Source organism: Malacoplasma iowae, from assembly GCF_900660615.1.
Classification (GTDB): domain Bacteria; phylum Bacillota_I; class Bacilli_A; order Mycoplasmatales; family Mycoplasmoidaceae; genus Malacoplasma; species Malacoplasma iowae.
The window spans coordinates 1,221,339-1,239,758 of sequence record NZ_LR215023.1; the positions used below are offsets into that span (position 1 = coordinate 1,221,339).

Genomic DNA, 18,420 nt, shown 5'->3' on the forward strand with positions numbered 1-18,420 from the left:
TCAACTTATATTTCAAAGTCGAGAGTTTAATGTAACATTGAAGTGTTGCACTTCACATGTCAGTTAGGGAACAAAAAACAAAAATTAGTATTCACAAAAAAACACTTACTAAATAATTTAAAATTACAAATTTATTGTTTTTGTTTGTTTCTTTAAAATGAAATTTTAAAGAAATATTTTTGTTTTTTAAAATCATTTTATTTAACTTGTTTTCATTCTTTTAAATTACTCAAATAGTCATTATTATTAACTTTGTCAAATAAAATATTTTCTTTTTTTTCAACTATTTTTTTGTTTGGTTCAGTACCAAAATTAGTATTAATTCATTCAACAAATTTTGATATACCCAAACTTTGACCTATTGGTCCTCATGTACTCATATACATATCACTATATGATGTATAGAATATGTGTTTTTCTTTGTTTGTTTGGTCATTTGACATTGTTGTTTTTAAAAGTTTAGATAAATCACTTTTAACAACTTCATCTTTTGTGTGTTGGAATTCTCCAGCATCATATGCCATATATACAACATAATCAAATTTTCCTTGAAATTGTTCTATAAGCTTTTGACCACCAGAAGCATTTTTAAAAGTATTCATGTCATTGTTATCACCAGCTATTATATCTGGATCATTAAACATTATTCCACTTGTTACCGAAGTTGCTTCCTTTGGTGCTGGAAAATTCATTTTCAAGCCTTTATCATTTTGTCTTGAATAAAATTGTGGATAAGTATGTGGACTATAAATTTGTATATTTGTTGCAGCATCATTAGAATTTGAACTTGCTTTTTTACCTAAAATAAATGCAATAGTTTTGTTATTAACATTTGATTTAATAAGATCATTATTGTTTAATTCTGTTAATCTATTTTTTTGCATTTTTTCTATTTCTTCTGATTTTTTAGAAAAATTATTTTTTCCACCAGATAAATTATCTAATGATTTAGCAAATTTGCTTAAAGCTGCAAAAGGATTTTGTTGTCACTCAAATAATTTATAATTGAAACCATAGTCTTGAAAATCTTTATTAACACGACTAGAGCCTTCTGTGCCAGCTTCTACAAAACTATTTCCTTTAACTCAAACCCTTTTTCCACTGTCATCATAAAAATCAATTCCACCTAATTCATCAACTACTTTGGTTTTGTTTTTGCTTGAAACTACTTTTTCATCACCAACATAAGAATATTCTTTTGAATCTCCTCTCCCAGTGTATGCCACATTATTAACATAGTTTTTTATTACACTTTCTTTACCACTATCAGTGATATTTGCTCCTAATAAATCTATCCCAAGTTTAGTTACTTCTCTTGGGTTTAATGATCCTTCACCTTTAGGAAAAATTCTTCAATCTAATATTTTAGTATTAGCTTTTTCAGCCAATTCTCTTATATATTTAGAAGTATATGTTGTTCAATTTCCAGGAGTTGCATAATTAGGTTTTATACCTAAAGCAATAGCATCATCCAATACATTGTCATATGTTGTAACAAAATTATTTCTTACATTTTTATATGAACAACTTGAGATTATTAGAGGAGTAACTATCAAACAAGCCATTCCTAAAAAAGACAATATTTTAATTTTTTTGTTTTTAATCATAATTTCCTCTTTATAAAAAATATAAATAAAATATATCACATAAATTTCTTATTTATAATTTTTATAAATAATGTTGATAAAAATTTTGAATTGTATTTCTTTTAATACACTTAATAAAAATTACTAAAATTCACAACATCATAAAATAAAACAAATCAAATTAAATAGAACAATATTATTTTTTTATTTAACATTAGTATTTGTTTTTTTAAAACAGTTGATAAGTAATTTACTTAATTTATATTTGGTAGTGTTTATTTTAAAGCATCATATTCAATGCACATATTTAAAAACAAAATAAAAAATTCATTTTTGTTTATGATTAAAATTCTTAATAAAAAAGATGCAATTATAAAATTGTAATATCTTAATTAATTGGTTTTTATACATATAAAAATTATAGATATAACAAAAATTATTAAACGAATTAAGAAGAAAAAAACCGGTTTAAACTTTTATAAAAAATAGTTCTATTTATAAATTTTGTCAAAATTTTTAATTATTTGTTCATAATAAAAACAGATATTTAAAACGTTGTTGTTTAACATTAGTTAAAAAAACACCAAACAAAATAACATTTTGTCTAGTGTTAAAATTATATGTTTTTTTGTTAATTTGAAAAAATGTTTTCCAATTATATTTTGTGTATCACAGATTTAATTGGAACAGCTCTAGATATAGTTGCATGAAGTGGACAAGCATCATGAACAAATTTTATAAAGTTTTCTAATTCTTGTTCAGTGTTTGTAGAATCAAAATAATAATTTATTTCCATAGAAGTTAACCCATAATATCCATCAGTTGGGTTTGTTTCACGTTCTGCTTTAACATCTATTTTTACATCTTTTATATCCATTTTCTTTATTTTTTGATAACCAGCTATAACTGCTAGTTCGCATCCACAAATAGAACTTATAAAAGCTTCTATTGGTGTCATTCCTTGTACACCTTGTTCTGGATGGTGAAGTGGGTCCATAGTTATAGAGAACTGGCCATTTGTTGCTATTGAAACATGTGTGTTTGGTTTGTATGAAAGTTTAGTGTTGTATTGTCTTATTGACATATTTTTTACCTCCTATTAAGATTTATTCAAAATCAAGATCTTTACAAATATTGTAAATTTCTTTATTAAATCTTTTAATTTTTTTAATATATATGTCCTCTAAAAAGATATAATCACATTTTTTGTTAGAGAATGCAATTTTTATTTTTATATTTTTATTTAAATTCATTTTTATTTTCTCCATCATCAAAAAATAAAGGATTCATATAATTTATGTATAGATTATCAATTAAAATATTTTTAAATCTAATTATCCTATCTTTTGTAATATCTTTATTTTCAAATTCTAATTCTATTAAACTACTTCAATAATTCAATCCTGCATGTGAATATTTTTTATCAAATTTAATGTAGTAACCTAAAAAATTTAATAAGTAAGAAATAAATATAATTGCTAACGATTTATTATTTTTGTCAAATTTTTCTTCAAATAATGTCTTATAAAATAAATAACTAATAAATTCAAAAAAAGAAAGATTATTTTCTTTTCCATATTTTATTGCATCTTCAATGAAAGAATTAAAAAAAGGTCATAAATCTTGCTTATTTAATTTTTTTTCTATTTTATCTTCATTTAGTATCATAACAGCTTCAATTATCTGGCTTGTTAATAGTAGTTTAAAATCACTATCATATGTTACTTTTACAAACTCTAATTCAACATTAACTTCTTTTTGGGTAAATGGTGAATGAAAACTTAACTGATTATTTTTATATGTAAAATAATTTGATTTTAATGAATCATTTATAATTTTTTCTATATCTAATTTATCTTGTTCTAAACCAAAATATGTTGCAATAAGTTTATTCATTTTTAGACTCCTTTACAAAATAATAAAAAATTATTCTTTAATTTTTAAAAAAAATAAAAAAATACCATAGGTTTAAAAAATATTAATATGTGCTATTTGTGGTTTAAAATAAAAATAATAAAAATTAGGATTTTAAAGATGAGTACAAATAACACGCAAAATAGTGAACCTATTACTGTAAGTACTACTATTAAATCTAACACTAGTGTTAATAAAAAACAAATAGGATTTTTGTCAGTCATTATTATGGTTGTAAGTTCAACTATCGGTGCTGGTATCTTTTTTAAATCTAGTGCTGTACTATCATTATCTGGAGGCAGTATTGTTCTATCAACTATATCTTGAATAATTGCTGCATTTGGTATTGTTGCTATTGCACTTGCTTTAATTGAAATAACTAGTGCTAGAAAAGATGATTTAAGTATTATAGGTTGATGTAAATCCTTTAATGGTAGAACAATCTATAAGGCATGTAAAAACTTTATGTTTTATGTTTATGTTCCATTAACTTATTTCTTTATGCCCTTATATGTAATCAATAGTGTTCAAGATGCTGTAAGTGGTTTTGGTGGATATTTAAATTTTGGAACACCAAATGATTGAGCAATATGAATGGTTATATCAATTGCTATTTCTTTATGGTTTATCATACTTTCGGGTTTTTCAGCTAGAGCTGGTAAAATTCAAAGTTGAATAATAATGTCTGTTAAATTTTTACCATTAGCAGTTGCTGCTTTAATTGGTTTTATAATAGTAGGCTTAGACAACAATGTTGTTAACACTAACGTTCAAATAAAACCAGATGCTGGTACTAATTCTTCTTTCTATGGATTATCGCCATATCTTGGAATGTTTGCAGCTATAAGTTCAATATTCTTTGCTTTTGATGGTTTCTATACAGCAGCTGGTGTTCAATCAGAAATGAAAGAACCTAAAAAAACACCAACAGCTTTAGTTATAGGTCTTTCTTTAGTAACAATGGTTTATTTATTAATCTCTATATCTATGTCTATTGGTACAGAAGGTGGAACTTTTTCTCAATTAAAAGATTGATTTGCAAAACATAATGTTTCTTGGATTTATGGATTAATAAATTTATTTATTGGTTTTGGTGTTTTAGGTATTATAAATGGTTATGCAATGTGAACTCCATTATTTACTGAAGATTTAATAAAAATGAATGAATTACCTTTTAGTTCAAAATATGTAAAATATATTGGCAAAAACAAATTTCCTTTGGTTGGTATAGTTTATTCAATTATCATATCAATTCCTGTAATAATAATATTTTGTACAATAGGTGGGCTTGGATACTTGCCAAATGGTTATGCATCTTTTGTAGATGGAAAATGAGTAAGTAGTTATGATGGTCCAGGTTATATATCAACAGCAAAATTAATAACATTTGCTGATCTTATGAGTAATTGAACAACAGTTGGAGTTTTTGGTTTTATTGCTGTTTCTATTCTTGGTGGAATAATAAATAGACGTAGAAAAGATAATGATCCAAAAAAAGTTAAAACATTAGAAAATAGATTATTTCCTATATTCTCATGAATTGCTGTAATAATGGTATTTATATCTTTATCTTTAGAAGTTTTAAGACCTATAATAGATTTAATTCTTTTAGTAAATGTTAAAGATGATTTTGACACTGAACTAATAGGTAGAATAATGTTATTTATGACTTTGTTAATTTTCTTAGGTGGAACATTTATACCAGAGTTTATCACAGATATAATTAAACGTAAAAAAGGTATAAACGTTAAAAAAGAATATATTGAAGAGTGAGAAAAAGACAAACAATTAAATCAATATTCTGAATAATAAAATAAACAACTTAATAAATTTATTTGAAATACAAAACATCATTGGTGTATTTGTATTTTTTTTATTAAATAAAAATCCCATATCCAAAAGGTATGAGATTTATGAATATAATCTTAAATTTATAAACTTAATTCTAATATTGGAATTAACATTTTTAATAAAACTAGTTCATGGTAAGAAAGTCTCTTATTTTCACAAGATATTCCTAAAACCAAAGTTTCATTTTTCTTACTTTTGATTGGTTCATATCTTGCTAATGATGACATCAAAGTTTGTGTACCATTACCTGCATTTTTATTATTTTTTCTAACCCATTCCATAATTACTTGTTCTTTTTCATCTTGGAATATATTATCTTTGTCATTTGTTAATTTAAATATGTTTTTTTTATTTTCTAAACCAAAAAATAAGTATATAGATCTATTAAAATAAGAATTAAAAACATCAACAATAACTTTTGATTTTTCATCAATGTTTTTACAACTTAAAAGATTGTTAGTTAATATATTCATAGCAAGCAATGCTTTATTATTTTTATTTGATTTATTTATTTGTCTACTATATTTATAAACAAACCAACCATAAAATAGTCCCATTATTAGCATTACAAAAAATATCATTACTTTAACTCATACTAATTCAATATTTTGTCCTAAAAGTATATATCCCAAAGAACCACTAAATGCTGCAATAAAAATATATATTCAATTATTTGATTTATAACTTACAATAAGTAAACTTACAAAATAAAATAATACACATAAAACATTGTAATAATCATTACTAAGAAAATAATAAATTGGCATTAATATTCCAACAGCTAAAACAAGTTTTAGTGTTGATAATCAATCAAATTTAATATTAAAAATTTTTCTTTTTGTTATTTTCTTTTGATTATATGGAACAATATAAAAATCATTATCAGGAAGCAAAGTCATTAGTTTGGTTTCAAATGCTCTACTTCTAAATTTAGATCAAGTTGCTCCTAAAACAATAGTTTTTATTTTATGCAGTTTTATATAATTTACTACAATGCTTAAAACATCATCTCCATACAATATCATTAATTTTCCACCAAGTTTTTCAACTAAATCCATATGATTTTTCATTTGCTCATTTGGTTTGTCTGATATTTCTTTTTCAACATAAATGGCTGTAAATGTTGTATGCTTTAATTCTGCCATTCTTGATGCTTCTCTAATATTTTTTTGAGATGATGGTGATGGTGTAATTAAAACCACTACTTCTTCATTGCTTTCAATATTTTTGTTCTCAAATTTAAGAATTTTATCTGCACTTTGACGAAGGGACATTTCTCTTAAAATATTAAGATTTTTTATAGTAAAAAAATTCTCAAGAGCTGTAGTTATTCTTTCTTTATTATAAATTTTTCCAGATTTAAGTCTTTCTAATAAATCTTTAGGATCTATGTCTACTAATTCAACTTCATCTGCATTATCGAAAATGTAATCTGGTACTGTTTCTCTAACATTACTTAATGTTTTATTAGTAACAATATCATTAACACTTTCAAGATGTTGTACATTCATTGTTGTATAAACATCAATACCTAAATCTAAAAGTTCTAATATATCTAAATATCTTTTATTGTTTCTTGAACCATTTATGTTTGTGTGTGCTAATTCATCAACAAGAATAATAGCTGGCTTTCTAGCTATTGCTTTATCTATATCAAATTCTTCATATAAATTATTTTTGTATTCAATTTTTTTATTTGGAATTATTTCAAGACCTTTTAAAAGCTTTTCAGTTTCTGGTCTTTGATGTTTTTCATAATAACCAACAACTACATCAACTTGTTGTTTTTTTAGTAATTGAGCTGCTTCTAACATTGCATAAGTTTTACCAACACCAGCTGAGTAACCAAAAAATATTTTTAATTTACCTTTATTTTTCTTTTCCATAAATTTATATTTTCTTATCAATTGCTAAATTAACTAATAAAACATTTGTGACATTATTCCCAAAAATACCAACAAATTGTTTATCACTATATTTGTTAATATAAGAATAAATTTCTTCTTTTGTTGGGACAATGGTATCAGGATTTGTTTTTTTCAATTCTGTTCTTGCTGCCACAATTAAATCTGCTTGTCATTTTGCTGCTTCTATAGATATGTTAGGATCAACACCACTACCTGAATTAGTTAATAATTCTTGAGGTATAGGAGTTGTTGGTTTTAAATTATATTTAGTAAGCAAATCATCAAAATGTTTTTTTGCTTTCTCTGCATCTGTTTGTGGTTTACCTTCTTGGCCAAAATCTAATCTACCAAACATATATTGGCCATTATTATTTGTATAAAAATCTTGACCAATCAATTTACTTCCATAAGTTACAACTGTACCATCTTTTAATTTAATCTTAATTAAAGAGCCATTAGCTTCATAATTAAAAACTGCTTGTCCAACTCCTGTAACAACTATAGGGTAAACAATTCCAGTAATTACACCAAGACAACAAATTGATATCAATGGTATTTTTATAAAATGTAAAAATTTTTTAAATCTACTTGTACCAACATAATCATGTGGATTTATGTTTTGTTCAAATTTTTTATTTTCCATAATTTATCTACCTCATACCACAAGCAGTTAAAATAAGATCTATTATTTTAATAAACACAAATGGAGTTATAACCCCTCCCAAACCATAAACCAATAAATTGTAAGCTAGTATTTTACCAGGTGATTTTTCCCTATATTTAACACCTTTTAAAGAAAGTGGAATTAATGCAATTATTACTAATGCATTATAAATAGTTGCAGACATCAAAGCGGTTGCAGGAGAAGTTAAGTGTAGAAAATTTAATGATGCTAATCCTGGTGCAATACTAAGAAATAAAATAGGAATTATTGCAAAATATTTTGCAAAATCATTGGCTATGGAAAATGTTGTCAAAGCACCTCTTGTCATTAGTAATTGTTTACCAACTTTAACTATTTCAATTAATTTTGTAGGACTTGAATCAAGATCAACCATGTTTCCAGCTTCTTTTGCTGCTTGTGTACCAGAATTCATTGCTACAGCTACATCTGCTTGTGCTAATGCTGGAGCATCATTTGTACCATCTCCTGTCATGGCTACTAAATTACCTTCCTTTTGATAATCCTTAATTATTTGTAATTTAGTTTCAGGTGTTGCTTCAGCAACAAAATCATCTACTCCTGCTTCTGCTGCAATTGATGATGCAGTTATTGGATTATCTCCAGTAATCATTACTGTTTTAATACCCATTTTTCTTAATTCAGAAAATTTTTCTACCACACCTTCTTTAACTGTATCTTTTAGGTGAATTACTCCAAGAACTTTGTTGTTTTCACATATTACTAATGGTGTTCCACCAGTTGATGCAACTTTGTTGACAATATCTTGACATTCTTTAGGAAATTTACCTTTATTGCTTTCAACATAAAATTTAATTGCATCACCAGATCCTTTTCTTATAGATTTAGATTTACCTATATCAATTCCACTCATTCTTGTTTTTGCTGAAAATTCTATATATTCAATTTTTTCTTTAATTGATTTAATATCAACTTTGCTTTTATATTCTTTTTCAGCTAGAACCACAATACTTCTACCTTCAGCTGTTTCATCATGTAATGAACTTATATGTGTTGCATAGACTAAATCTTCCATTTTTACATTACTAATAGGTATGAATTCACAAGCCTGTCTATTACCATATGTAATTGTTCCAGTTTTATCTAATAAAAGAACATTAACATCACCAGCAGCTTCTATTGCTCTACCTGTTTTTGCTAAAACATTAGCTTTATTTAGTCTTGCCATACCAGCAATTCCAATCGATGATAATAGTGCTCCTACTGTTGTTGGGGCTAAACAAATTGTTAATGCAGTAATTTCTGTGATTCCTAAAGCTTTTTGCAGATAATCTGTGAATGAATAAAGACTTGCAGAAACAATTAAAAAAATAATTGTTAATGTTGTTAGAAATATTTGAAGCGCAATTTCATTTGGTGTTTTCTTTCTACTACCACCTTCAACCATTGATATCATTTTGTCTAAAAAACTTTCTCCTGCAACTGTGGTAACTTTAATAATTAATCAATCTGATAATACAGTTGTACCACCAGTTACAGCACTTCTATCACCACCTGATTCACGAATCACTGGTGCACTTTCACCTGTAATAGCACTCTCATCTACTGATGCAGCACCCACAATAACCTCACCATCCATTGGTATTTGTTCACCAGCTTTTACCAAAACTATGTCATCTATTTTAAGTTCTTCGCTTTTTACTTCAATAAAATTTGAATCATATTCTGGTTTTTCTAATTTTCTTGCAATTATATTTTGCTTTGTTTTCTTTAAAGCATCTGCTTGTGCTTTACCTCTACCTTCAGCTAAAGCTTCTGCAAAATTTCCAAAAAGAACAGTAAACCATAAAATTATAGTTATTCCCAAAACATATCCTCAATTAGGTTGTCCTATACCTGCAACTGATAAACAAAATAGAATAGTTGTAAATATGGAACATATATAAACAATAAACATTACAGGGTTTTTAAGTTGTACCAAAGGATTAAGTTTGGTAAATGTTTTAATAAATGCTGATTTAATTATCGCTTTCTTTTCTATATTACCTTTAGCCATATCTACTCCTTTCTATATTCATAAATTTTGATCTATTTGCCCAGATATTGGACCTATGATCCAACTAGGGAAGAAACTTAATGCTCCAACTACAAGAATGACACCAACCAATAATGATGCAAAAATTCCATTATTTGTTTTTAGAGAATTATTGCTTGATGCAATTAATTTTTTATACCCTAAATTACCTGCCATTAATATAACTGCACATATTGGTACAAACCTACAGACAGCCATTATAATTCCTCCAAATAGATTTACATATATGGTATTACTGTTAAATATACTCATTGAACTACCATTATTATTTGCCATAGAGGTAAATGCATAAAGAATTGATGTAAATCCATATGGACTATTTGCTGTTTGTCCATATAAAGTTGGAGATAATGTTGTTATTGCAGTTCCTAAAACTGAAAGTACTGGGGCTGGCAAGACCATTAGACAAACCATTTTCATATCAAAACTATCAATTTTTTTAGATAAGTATTCAGGAGTTTTACCAATCATTAATCCTGATATAAATATGGTTAATAAAACAAATGAGATCATACCATATAGTCCACTACCAACACCACCATAAACAATTTCTCCAAGTTGCATTAAAAAGATTAATACTAAAGTACCAAGTGGGGTTCCATATGACAAATTAGAATTAGTTGACCCATTTGATGTTGCTGTTGTTGAGACAGATCAAAAAGCTGTATCTCCTATATTAAATCTAGAATCTTTACCATACAAATTACCAATATATGTGTTTTCGCCAATTGTTGTTTTATAACCAAACTCAGCTGCTGAATAAAGTATTAATGAAATAACAAACAAAAATGTCATTGCTTTAAGCATCATACTTCCTTGTTTTTTATCTTTAACTGCGAACCCAAATGTGTAACATAAAGAAATTGGAATTAATAACATTGAAATAGACTGAATCATATTTGTGAATGCATTAGGATTTTCAAAAGGATGCGCTGCATTTGCTCCAAAAAAACCTCCACCATTACTTCCAAGTTCTTTAATGATAATTTGTGAAGCTACTGGGCCTAAATAAATTGTTTGATTTGTGTTACCCAACAATGTTGTAATTGTTTGATTTGGACCATAAGTTTGTGGAACACCTTGTGAAATTAATATGATGGCACCAACAATAGATAAAGGCAATAGTAAGTAAATAATTGTTTTTACTAAATCTAAATAGAAATTACCAACCAGTTTATTTTGGACATTGGTAAAACCTCTAATCAACACAAAAAGAACACAAATACCAACACCAGCTGATAAGAAGTTTTGTGTGGTTAAACCAAGTGTTTGACTAAGATAAGATAAATCTGTTTCTCCTCTATATGATTGTCAATTAGTATTAGTAACAAAACTAAATGCTGCATTTAAGGCTGTGTCCCATCTCAAATTTTTAACACCATTAGGATTTAAAAATAAATACCCTTGATTTATTAGTAATAAAAATAAAAGTATAAAACCAATAAAACTAAAAGCTAATAAATGAAATAAATAGGTTTTTGGTTTCATTGAAACATTAGCATTAGTACCAGATAGTTTCAAAATTGTATTTGTAATTGGATCAATTATTTTACTTAAGAACTTTATCTTTTTATCAAGATATATATAGTTATAAATATACTTACCTAAGAAATAACCCAAAAATAAACTTATTGATAAGAAAAAGATAAAAGAACCAAATGTCTGTATATAACCATATAACATATTATTTATCCTTTCTTAGCAACATATAAAACAAATATATAAGTAGTATTAAAACTAATACCCCTGCTACAATTGCAATAATTTCCATAACTTCCTCCAACATTAGTCATTTCATAAGAAAACAAAATTATTAATTAACAAAATATAAGAATAAATTTTCAATCTTGTTTTCAATTTGCCATATCTAGCTAATGTTTTGTAAAACAACATGTTGGTAAAGTATATAATTGCTAATCAAATTAATATAGATATGTTTGTAAATACCAGATTATTTAGTTCTTTATCAGTAAAATTAAATACATTATTTAAATTCGAATTAGAAAGTATTAATAGAACAACTATCAATATAAACAACATAACATTCATAATAGTTAAGTTATTTTTATAAATGTTAAACTTGGTGTTTATTTCATCATTTCTTTTATAGAAATTATATATTTCACTAACTTCCATATTTATTTTGGTTTTGTTTTTAAAATAATAAATTAATGAGAAAATGTTGAGCAACAACATTTTATCTATAAAAGTATTTATATACATTTTGTTTTTAAAAACTAATGATTTATTAGTCTTAACACAAAATGCAAAATAAAAATAAAATACAAAAATTAATAATGAAAATGCTTCTATACTTGAATAGTTTTTTACATTTAAATAAACATAATTTACAACGTTAAAAATTATTAGAATAAAACAAATTAATATTCCGCCTAAGTATCAAAATGGATTGAATATAAAACCTCTACTATTAATAGTGGTTTTTTTGCGGGAGTATTGTTCCATATATTTCCTCGTTCTATGGTAGTATTCTAACACTTTTTTAAAAAGCGTTTAACTTTTTGAAAAAATATTTTTAAAATTAATTTGTTTTTTTAATATAGACACTTATATAGCCTTTTTTTAATTCTTAAAATTTTGTTATTTCATATGTTCATATAAAAATAAAACAACAATATAAAAATAAAAAACTTACAACTAAAATCGGTTGTAAGCTTTGTTTATTATAGTATTAAGTACAGCTTTCGCATATATCTTCAACAACATCTTTTTCTGTTTTACAGTAATAGTATGTTTTAATTCCTAGATTAAAACCATAAATATGATAAAGTGTAAAATCTGTTAAAGATGTAACTTTTTTAAAGTATGAGTTTATTGATTGTGCTTGATCAATATAACATTGTCTAATTGCTGCATGTTGCAATAATCTATATTGATTACACTCAATAGCTGTTTTATAAAATTTACTATTTTTCTTAATGTTTGGAACAAGTGTAGGCAAATTAATTTTCCCATCTTCTTTATAGAAAAAATGTTGTATAGGTTCAATACTTTCTGTAGCATTTATAGCCTTACCACTAGTAGCAGTTGGAGCAATTGCCATAAGTTGTGCATTTCTTAAACCATGAAGTTTAATTTCATCAGCTAATTTTCTTCATTTATTTCAATCTGGTTGATTTTTAGTTAAGGCAATAGCTTTTTTATTTGCTACAAAAATTGGTAGTTCACCTTTAGCTCATTTTGATTCGGAAAATTTTTCATATCTACCTTTTTCTTTTGCTAATTCTAAAGATGATTTGATTATCATGTAACTTCAATTTTCAAAAAGTTTTTGAGCTTCTTCAATTGCTGGTTTTTCATCTATTACTAATTCTTTAAGAGCTAAATAGTTAGCAAAATTTAAAACACCTATACCAAGATATCTATATTTTTTATTTGTTATTTTTCCTTCTTGAACAGGGTAATCAGCAATATCTATTGTATTGTCCATACCTCTTACAACAATATCAATGATTTCTTGTTGTGTTTCACTATTTTCAAATCCTCATTTAGCTAAATTAATTGAAGCTAAATTACAAAGCGAAATTTCACCAGCATCATATTTTTTATAAATTACTTCTTCTCCATCATCAATAATTGTTTTTTCTGAAATTAATTTAGATTCTCTTGATGGCAAAGTAATTTCACAACAAAGATTAGAAGAATTTATATATCTATTCAACATACTAGTTTCATTTACATTTTCTTCATGAAATAAATATATATTTCCAGTCTCAGCTCTTTCTTTTAAGATCATTTCCATAACCTTTTGAGCTTCTATTGTTTTTCTTTTAATATTTTTATTTTCTTCATATTCAATGTATTGTTTTTCAAATTCTTTTCCATAAAGACCTATTAACTTTGGAACATCATTTGGATTAAACAATGAAACTGTTTGGTTTTTTAATACTCTGTCTAATAATAAGTTATTAATTTTTACTGAGTACTTTAGATGTCTTGCTCTGTTTTCTTCTGTACCACTATTACTCTTTAATACTACAAGTTCTTCAAAGTTCGCATGTCATCATTGAAAATAAACACAACAAACACCTGGTCTTGTTGCACCTTGGTTGAATGCTTTTATAGTAGATTCAATAATTTTTAAAAATGGAACTGGTCCAGATGAAAAACCATTATTACCCAATATATAACTACCACTTGATCTAACTTCACTTATATCAATTGCATTACCACCTTTATATTTTGAATATATGGCAATATCTTTAATTGAATCCATAATACTTGTTGCACTATCACCCATTTTTGAAAGAACACAACTTGATAACTGTTGTTTTTGTGTTCCAGCATTTAACATTATTGGTGTTGCTAATGTAAAGTAATGTTGTGAAACAAATTCATAAAATCTTTTTACAAGAGATAATCTAATATCTTTGTTTTCTTTATAAAACAAAGTCATAGCTATTCTCATATAAGCATGTTGCGGAAGTTCAAGTTTTTTTTGTTTACTATAATTTAAACAATATTTTGAGTAAAAAGTATACAAAGATTTGTATGTAAATAAGTGGTCATTTTCAATTTTTATAGACTTACCAAGTTCTTCAATTTCTTCTTGAGAATATGATTCAAAAACTTCTCTTTTATAAACTTTGTGTTCTAATCCTTTTTGGATAACTTCATAATAATTAGGATAACTTGTCTTATCTTTTATTTTTCAAGAGTCATGATAAATTTTCATTAAATAAAGTTTTGCAGCAATTGTTTCATATTGTGGATAAATTCTTGAAATGTTGTTTACTGCAGTTTTAATTAATTCATCATAAACATCACTAATTTTTATTTTGTTATAAAGTTTTATTCTTGTTGAGTTTAGTAATATATCAACAAAAGTTTCTTTGTTATCACAAGCTCAAAGACAAACCTTTCTCATTTTTTCAGGAGTATAAGGTTCTTCTCTTCCATCTCTTTTAATAACAATTATTTGATTTGGATCATATTCTTTGTCTTTTACACTTACTGGTAAGTTATTTTCTAGAGTAGACAATTTAACTCTATTGTTTATCATTTGATTATCTCGCTTCTCTAATAAATAATTCTTTTAATAATTTTTCAAGGTCTTTATCACCATAGTCCATTTCCATAGTACCTATGTTGTAGTTTAAAGCTGTAGCTTCTTGTTGAGCTGTGTTATCTTTATTGATATCTTTATATGTATTGAATCAATCAACTATATCAGATTTTTTACAATCTTTATATAATGGTTCAAGACCAATTCTTCTTAATCTATCATTTGCATAATATTCCATGAAGTTTTTAAATACTTCTTTAGTTAGTGATGGAATAGGTCCAAAACTTAATAAGTAATCCCCTCATTTAAGTTCATCTTGAACAATAAATTCAACAATTTTGTATGTTTCTTCTTCAAATCATTTTTCTTTAAATAAATGAGTAAATCCTTCTTCTGGAACTTTCTTTAAAATGTTAATTAAACCACCAACAACAGCAACATGCATATCTTCATCAAAGTTAATTAATTTAATAATTTTTGTAACCCCAGGAATTGCATCTTGATAAGCATTATTAATCATATAAGTTACCATAAAAGAAATGTAAAATTTTAAACCTTCCAGAAAGAAAATGTGAACTAAAAGTATTAAAACTTTTTTCTTAAATTCTTCATCAGTTAATTTAACTTTACCTTCTATATAAGCTTGAATTAATGAATAAGCTTCAATTTCTTTATCTGTTCTGTTTTTAATTTGTGGTATTTTGTAAATTCTATCAAATATTTCAGTTGCATTTGATGGAAACATTTCTCTCAAAATATGAGAGTAAGAAAGCGAGTGGATTAATTCAAAATAAGCTTGTGATTTAAATACTGCTTCTCATTCACTTGATGTAACAACAGCTGACATACAACTATCTAGTCCTCTATTTTGTACACTATCCATAAATGTTTGAAATAATAAATTATTAATAATTACTTCTTTAATATGATCTGGTAATTCTTTAAAATTTTCTCTATCAGTAATCATACTAATTTCTTCAGGTGTTCAGAAAGCTTGTCTCATTGATCTTTCTATGATTTTTGCAAACGGGTGTTTGTAAACATCATATCTTTGGAAACCATTATATTCACCCAAAAATATCTTTATGTCTTTAAGTTGAACTTCTTTATCAAGGTCAACTATTTTTTTAAAATCATCATTTTTTTTCACGTCATTCATAATATTCCTCCTAATTTTAATATCGTGGTAAACCACGTTTAATTAATCTAACATAAAAATAAGGTGTAAGAGATTAATTTTTTTTAAATTTAATAAATTATTTATCATTTGGTTCCAAATCATTAATATTTTTGTTTTCAAGAGATAGTGTTTCATAATGGTATAATATTCATATTCTTAAACTAAGGAAAAATATGGCTGATAGCAAACTAAAAGCAGAAATTGAAAAACTTAAAAATAATGCTAATGTTGATGATGGACTTAAACAAGTTGTTTTAGAATTACAAAACGAAGTTGTTCAATTTGAAAATAGAATAAAAAAAATAATAGAAAAAGCAAATAACAAATTGATGATTTCACCACCATCCCAAAAAAGTGAGATTCATATTCAAAATGTGGCAGGTAATAATATTAATAATAATTATGATGACATACAAGAAGATGACTTATGAATACCAAAAGAATTACTTAGCGATGAAGTTAAAATTCCTGAAATGCAGCCACTAAAAGACAGTAGCAATATAGACTTTTTATCTTTAATTAATAAATCAACACCAAGGAAAAAGAATAATTTTGATGTTGATATTATAGAACCAATGGAAGAAAAGATAACTAAAAGTGATATTAACAATAATGTTCAAGAGTTCAAATCTTTTTCTGATAGTGCAAATTTACCCAAATTTGATTCAAGTAGAACTTTAAAAGTTACAACAAGTGATAATAAAAATTTTACGATTTCACAAATTAAACAAAATGAAAACATACAAAAAATTAATTTTGCTATTGAAAGAAACAATGATTTAAATAAAAAAAATGTAGATCAACCATTACGTACTCAAGTTATAAGAAACATTGAAAAAACAAATGATATTGATAATCAATATAAAGGGTTTTTATCAAAACATTCTTTAAATAAAGAATTAAGAGAAATAAATTATATATTAAAAAGAAGAGATCGTGAAGAAGTTAACAAAAAAAGAAAATCATTAGCAAAAACAAGAATTATTAAGCTTAATTCTAATTCTCCAGATAACACAAATAATGAAAAAAGTTCTTTTTCTAAAACAATTAAAATTTCTTTTAGAAATAACAAAAACATTTAGTTTAAATATTTATACTTTACTTTTAAAAACACAAAACACCACAAACGTAAACAAATCATGTTGTGGTGTTTTTAATTTTTGAAAAATAAAACTTTTATTTATAAAATATTAAACTTACGCAAAATAAATTTAATACAAATTAAAAAAGCATTTAACTAAAAAAGTTAAATGCTTGATTAATATAAATTATTTTTGATTATCTTCTAGATTTATCAAAATGTTGCCCAGCAAATTTTGGTCCTCTAATTTTTTTAGAAAATAACACAAGAGCAACAAGAGATGCTGCATATGGAATTATTTTAAGGACGTCGCTGTTAACATTTTGTATTCCGATTTTAGAGAATCCAACTAATAAAGAAAATAATATAGAAACAATAGTAATAAGTGGTATTCTTCATGAACCAGTAATCATGATAGCTAAAGCTAAGAAACCAATACCGTTTACATCACCATTAAAACTAGTACTTGTAAACATAAATATTGCACCACCAAGACCTGCCAACATAGAGGCAATTATGATTCCAATTCATTGATATTTAACTACATTAATACCTTGTGAATCAGCAGCATTTGGATTTTCACCAATAGAAACAAATCTTAAACCAAATTTAGTAAATTTAATAACAACATACAAAGCAACTATTAAAGCTAAAACTACAAAGAATATTAATAATGATGAACCAAAGAAGAAACCATCTCCTATTTTTCAAAATTCTTTATATGGATTAGTTAGTTGATCATTTCCAGTAAGTGTTTTACCTAATGAATTAGTTAAAAACATTCCAATTGCTGCACCAAAGATATTAATAGCAGTACCAGCGATAATATGATCAGCTTTTAATTTTATTGTTGAATAACCAAAAAGCAACCCAACAACAATAGTACATAATGATGCTAATATCATTGCAATAAAGAAGGTTCAATTACCAGCATTCCCTCCAAGATTATTTCCCAATGATCCACCATTCATTAATCCACCAAATATTGTGTAGAATAATGCTCCAAAAATCATCATTCCATTAATTCCAATATTTACAATTCCAGCTCTTTCACTAAAAAAACCTGATAAAGATCCTAGTGATAAAACAGCGAAAAATAATAATGCTATGTCAAACAATTGTGCAAAATCAAACATA

Annotated in this window: 13 protein-coding genes; 2 read left to right on the forward strand and 11 right to left on the reverse strand. The window is 25.6% G+C overall.

Annotated features, from left to right (window positions below; translation table 4 throughout):
* Positions 1 to 197: 197 nt before the first annotated feature.
* The 4 genes from EXC57_RS04910 to EXC57_RS04920 all read right to left on the reverse strand — a co-directional run bounded on the left by EXC57_RS04910 (position 198) and on the right by EXC57_RS04920 (position 3,482).
* A complete protein-coding gene (locus EXC57_RS04910) occupies positions 198 to 1,607 on the reverse strand; it encodes a hypothetical protein (RefSeq protein WP_129692715.1) in 1,410 nt (469 codons plus the stop codon).
* A 634-nt stretch (positions 1,608 to 2,241) separates the two neighbouring features.
* Entirely contained in the window at positions 2,242 to 2,670 is a 429-nt protein-coding gene (locus EXC57_RS04915; protein WP_004025031.1) for an OsmC family protein, read from the reverse strand.
* Between the two features lie 22 nt (positions 2,671 to 2,692).
* The gene (locus EXC57_RS05210; protein ID WP_004025030.1) at positions 2,693 to 2,839 is read right to left on the reverse strand and encodes a hypothetical protein; all 147 of its coding nucleotides are present in this window, start codon (positions 2,837 to 2,839) and stop codon (positions 2,693 to 2,695) included.
* Positions 2,826 to 3,482 carry a hypothetical protein gene (locus tag EXC57_RS04920; RefSeq protein ID WP_004025029.1) on the reverse strand — a complete coding sequence of 219 codons (657 nt, stop codon included), beginning with the start codon at positions 3,480 to 3,482 and terminating at the stop codon, positions 2,826 to 2,828. Before EXC57_RS04920 ends, EXC57_RS05210 begins: the two co-directional genes overlap by 14 nt.
* A gap of 138 nt (positions 3,483 to 3,620) precedes the next feature.
* On the opposite strand from EXC57_RS04920, the gene EXC57_RS04925 reads away from it, so the two are divergent.
* The gene (locus tag EXC57_RS04925; protein WP_129692716.1) at positions 3,621 to 5,309 is read left to right on the forward strand and encodes an APC family permease; all 1,689 of its coding nucleotides are present in this window, start codon (positions 3,621 to 3,623) and stop codon (positions 5,307 to 5,309) included.
* 122 nt (positions 5,310 to 5,431) lie between these two features.
* Here EXC57_RS04925 and EXC57_RS04930 read toward each other — a convergent pair whose 3' ends face one another.
* The 6 genes from EXC57_RS04930 to EXC57_RS04955 all read right to left on the reverse strand — a co-directional run bounded on the left by EXC57_RS04930 (position 5,432) and on the right by EXC57_RS04955 (position 16,181).
* Positions 5,432 to 7,237, reverse strand: a complete 1,806-nt coding sequence (locus tag EXC57_RS04930; RefSeq protein WP_129692717.1) for a sensor histidine kinase — start codon at positions 7,235 to 7,237, stop codon at positions 5,432 to 5,434.
* Between the two features lie 4 nt (positions 7,238 to 7,241).
* A complete protein-coding gene (locus EXC57_RS04935; RefSeq protein WP_004025026.1) occupies positions 7,242 to 7,901 on the reverse strand; it encodes a potassium-transporting ATPase subunit C in 660 nt (219 codons plus the stop codon).
* 7 nt (positions 7,902 to 7,908) lie between these two features.
* Entirely contained in the window at positions 7,909 to 9,957 is a 2,049-nt protein-coding gene (kdpB, locus tag EXC57_RS04940) for a potassium-transporting ATPase subunit KdpB (protein ID WP_129692718.1), read from the reverse strand.
* A gap of 12 nt (positions 9,958 to 9,969) precedes the next feature.
* On the reverse strand, positions 9,970 to 11,679 hold the full coding sequence (gene kdpA, locus EXC57_RS04945; RefSeq protein ID WP_004025024.1) for a potassium-transporting ATPase subunit KdpA: 1,710 nt from the start codon (positions 11,677 to 11,679) through the stop codon (positions 9,970 to 9,972).
* 1,009 nt (positions 11,680 to 12,688) lie between these two features.
* Positions 12,689 to 15,019 carry a ribonucleoside-diphosphate reductase subunit alpha gene (locus EXC57_RS04950; protein ID WP_004025022.1) on the reverse strand — a complete coding sequence of 777 codons (2,331 nt, stop codon included), beginning with the start codon at positions 15,017 to 15,019 and terminating at the stop codon, positions 12,689 to 12,691.
* Between the two features lie 4 nt (positions 15,020 to 15,023).
* Positions 15,024 to 16,181 (reverse strand): ribonucleotide-diphosphate reductase subunit beta, encoded by a 1,158-nt coding sequence (locus EXC57_RS04955; protein WP_004025021.1) that lies wholly within the window; start codon positions 16,179 to 16,181, stop codon positions 15,024 to 15,026.
* A 194-nt stretch (positions 16,182 to 16,375) separates the two neighbouring features.
* Here EXC57_RS04955 and EXC57_RS04960 point away from each other — a divergent pair, with 194 nt between their 5' ends.
* The gene (locus tag EXC57_RS04960; RefSeq protein ID WP_129692719.1) at positions 16,376 to 17,284 is read left to right on the forward strand and encodes a hypothetical protein; all 909 of its coding nucleotides are present in this window, start codon (positions 16,376 to 16,378) and stop codon (positions 17,282 to 17,284) included.
* A 196-nt stretch (positions 17,285 to 17,480) separates the two neighbouring features.
* Here the strand turns inward: EXC57_RS04960 and EXC57_RS04965 are convergent, their stop codons facing one another.
* Entirely contained in the window at positions 17,481 to 18,419 is a 939-nt protein-coding gene (locus tag EXC57_RS04965) for an ABC transporter permease (RefSeq protein ID WP_004024602.1), read from the reverse strand.
* Between the last annotated feature and the right edge of the window lies 1 nt (position 18,420).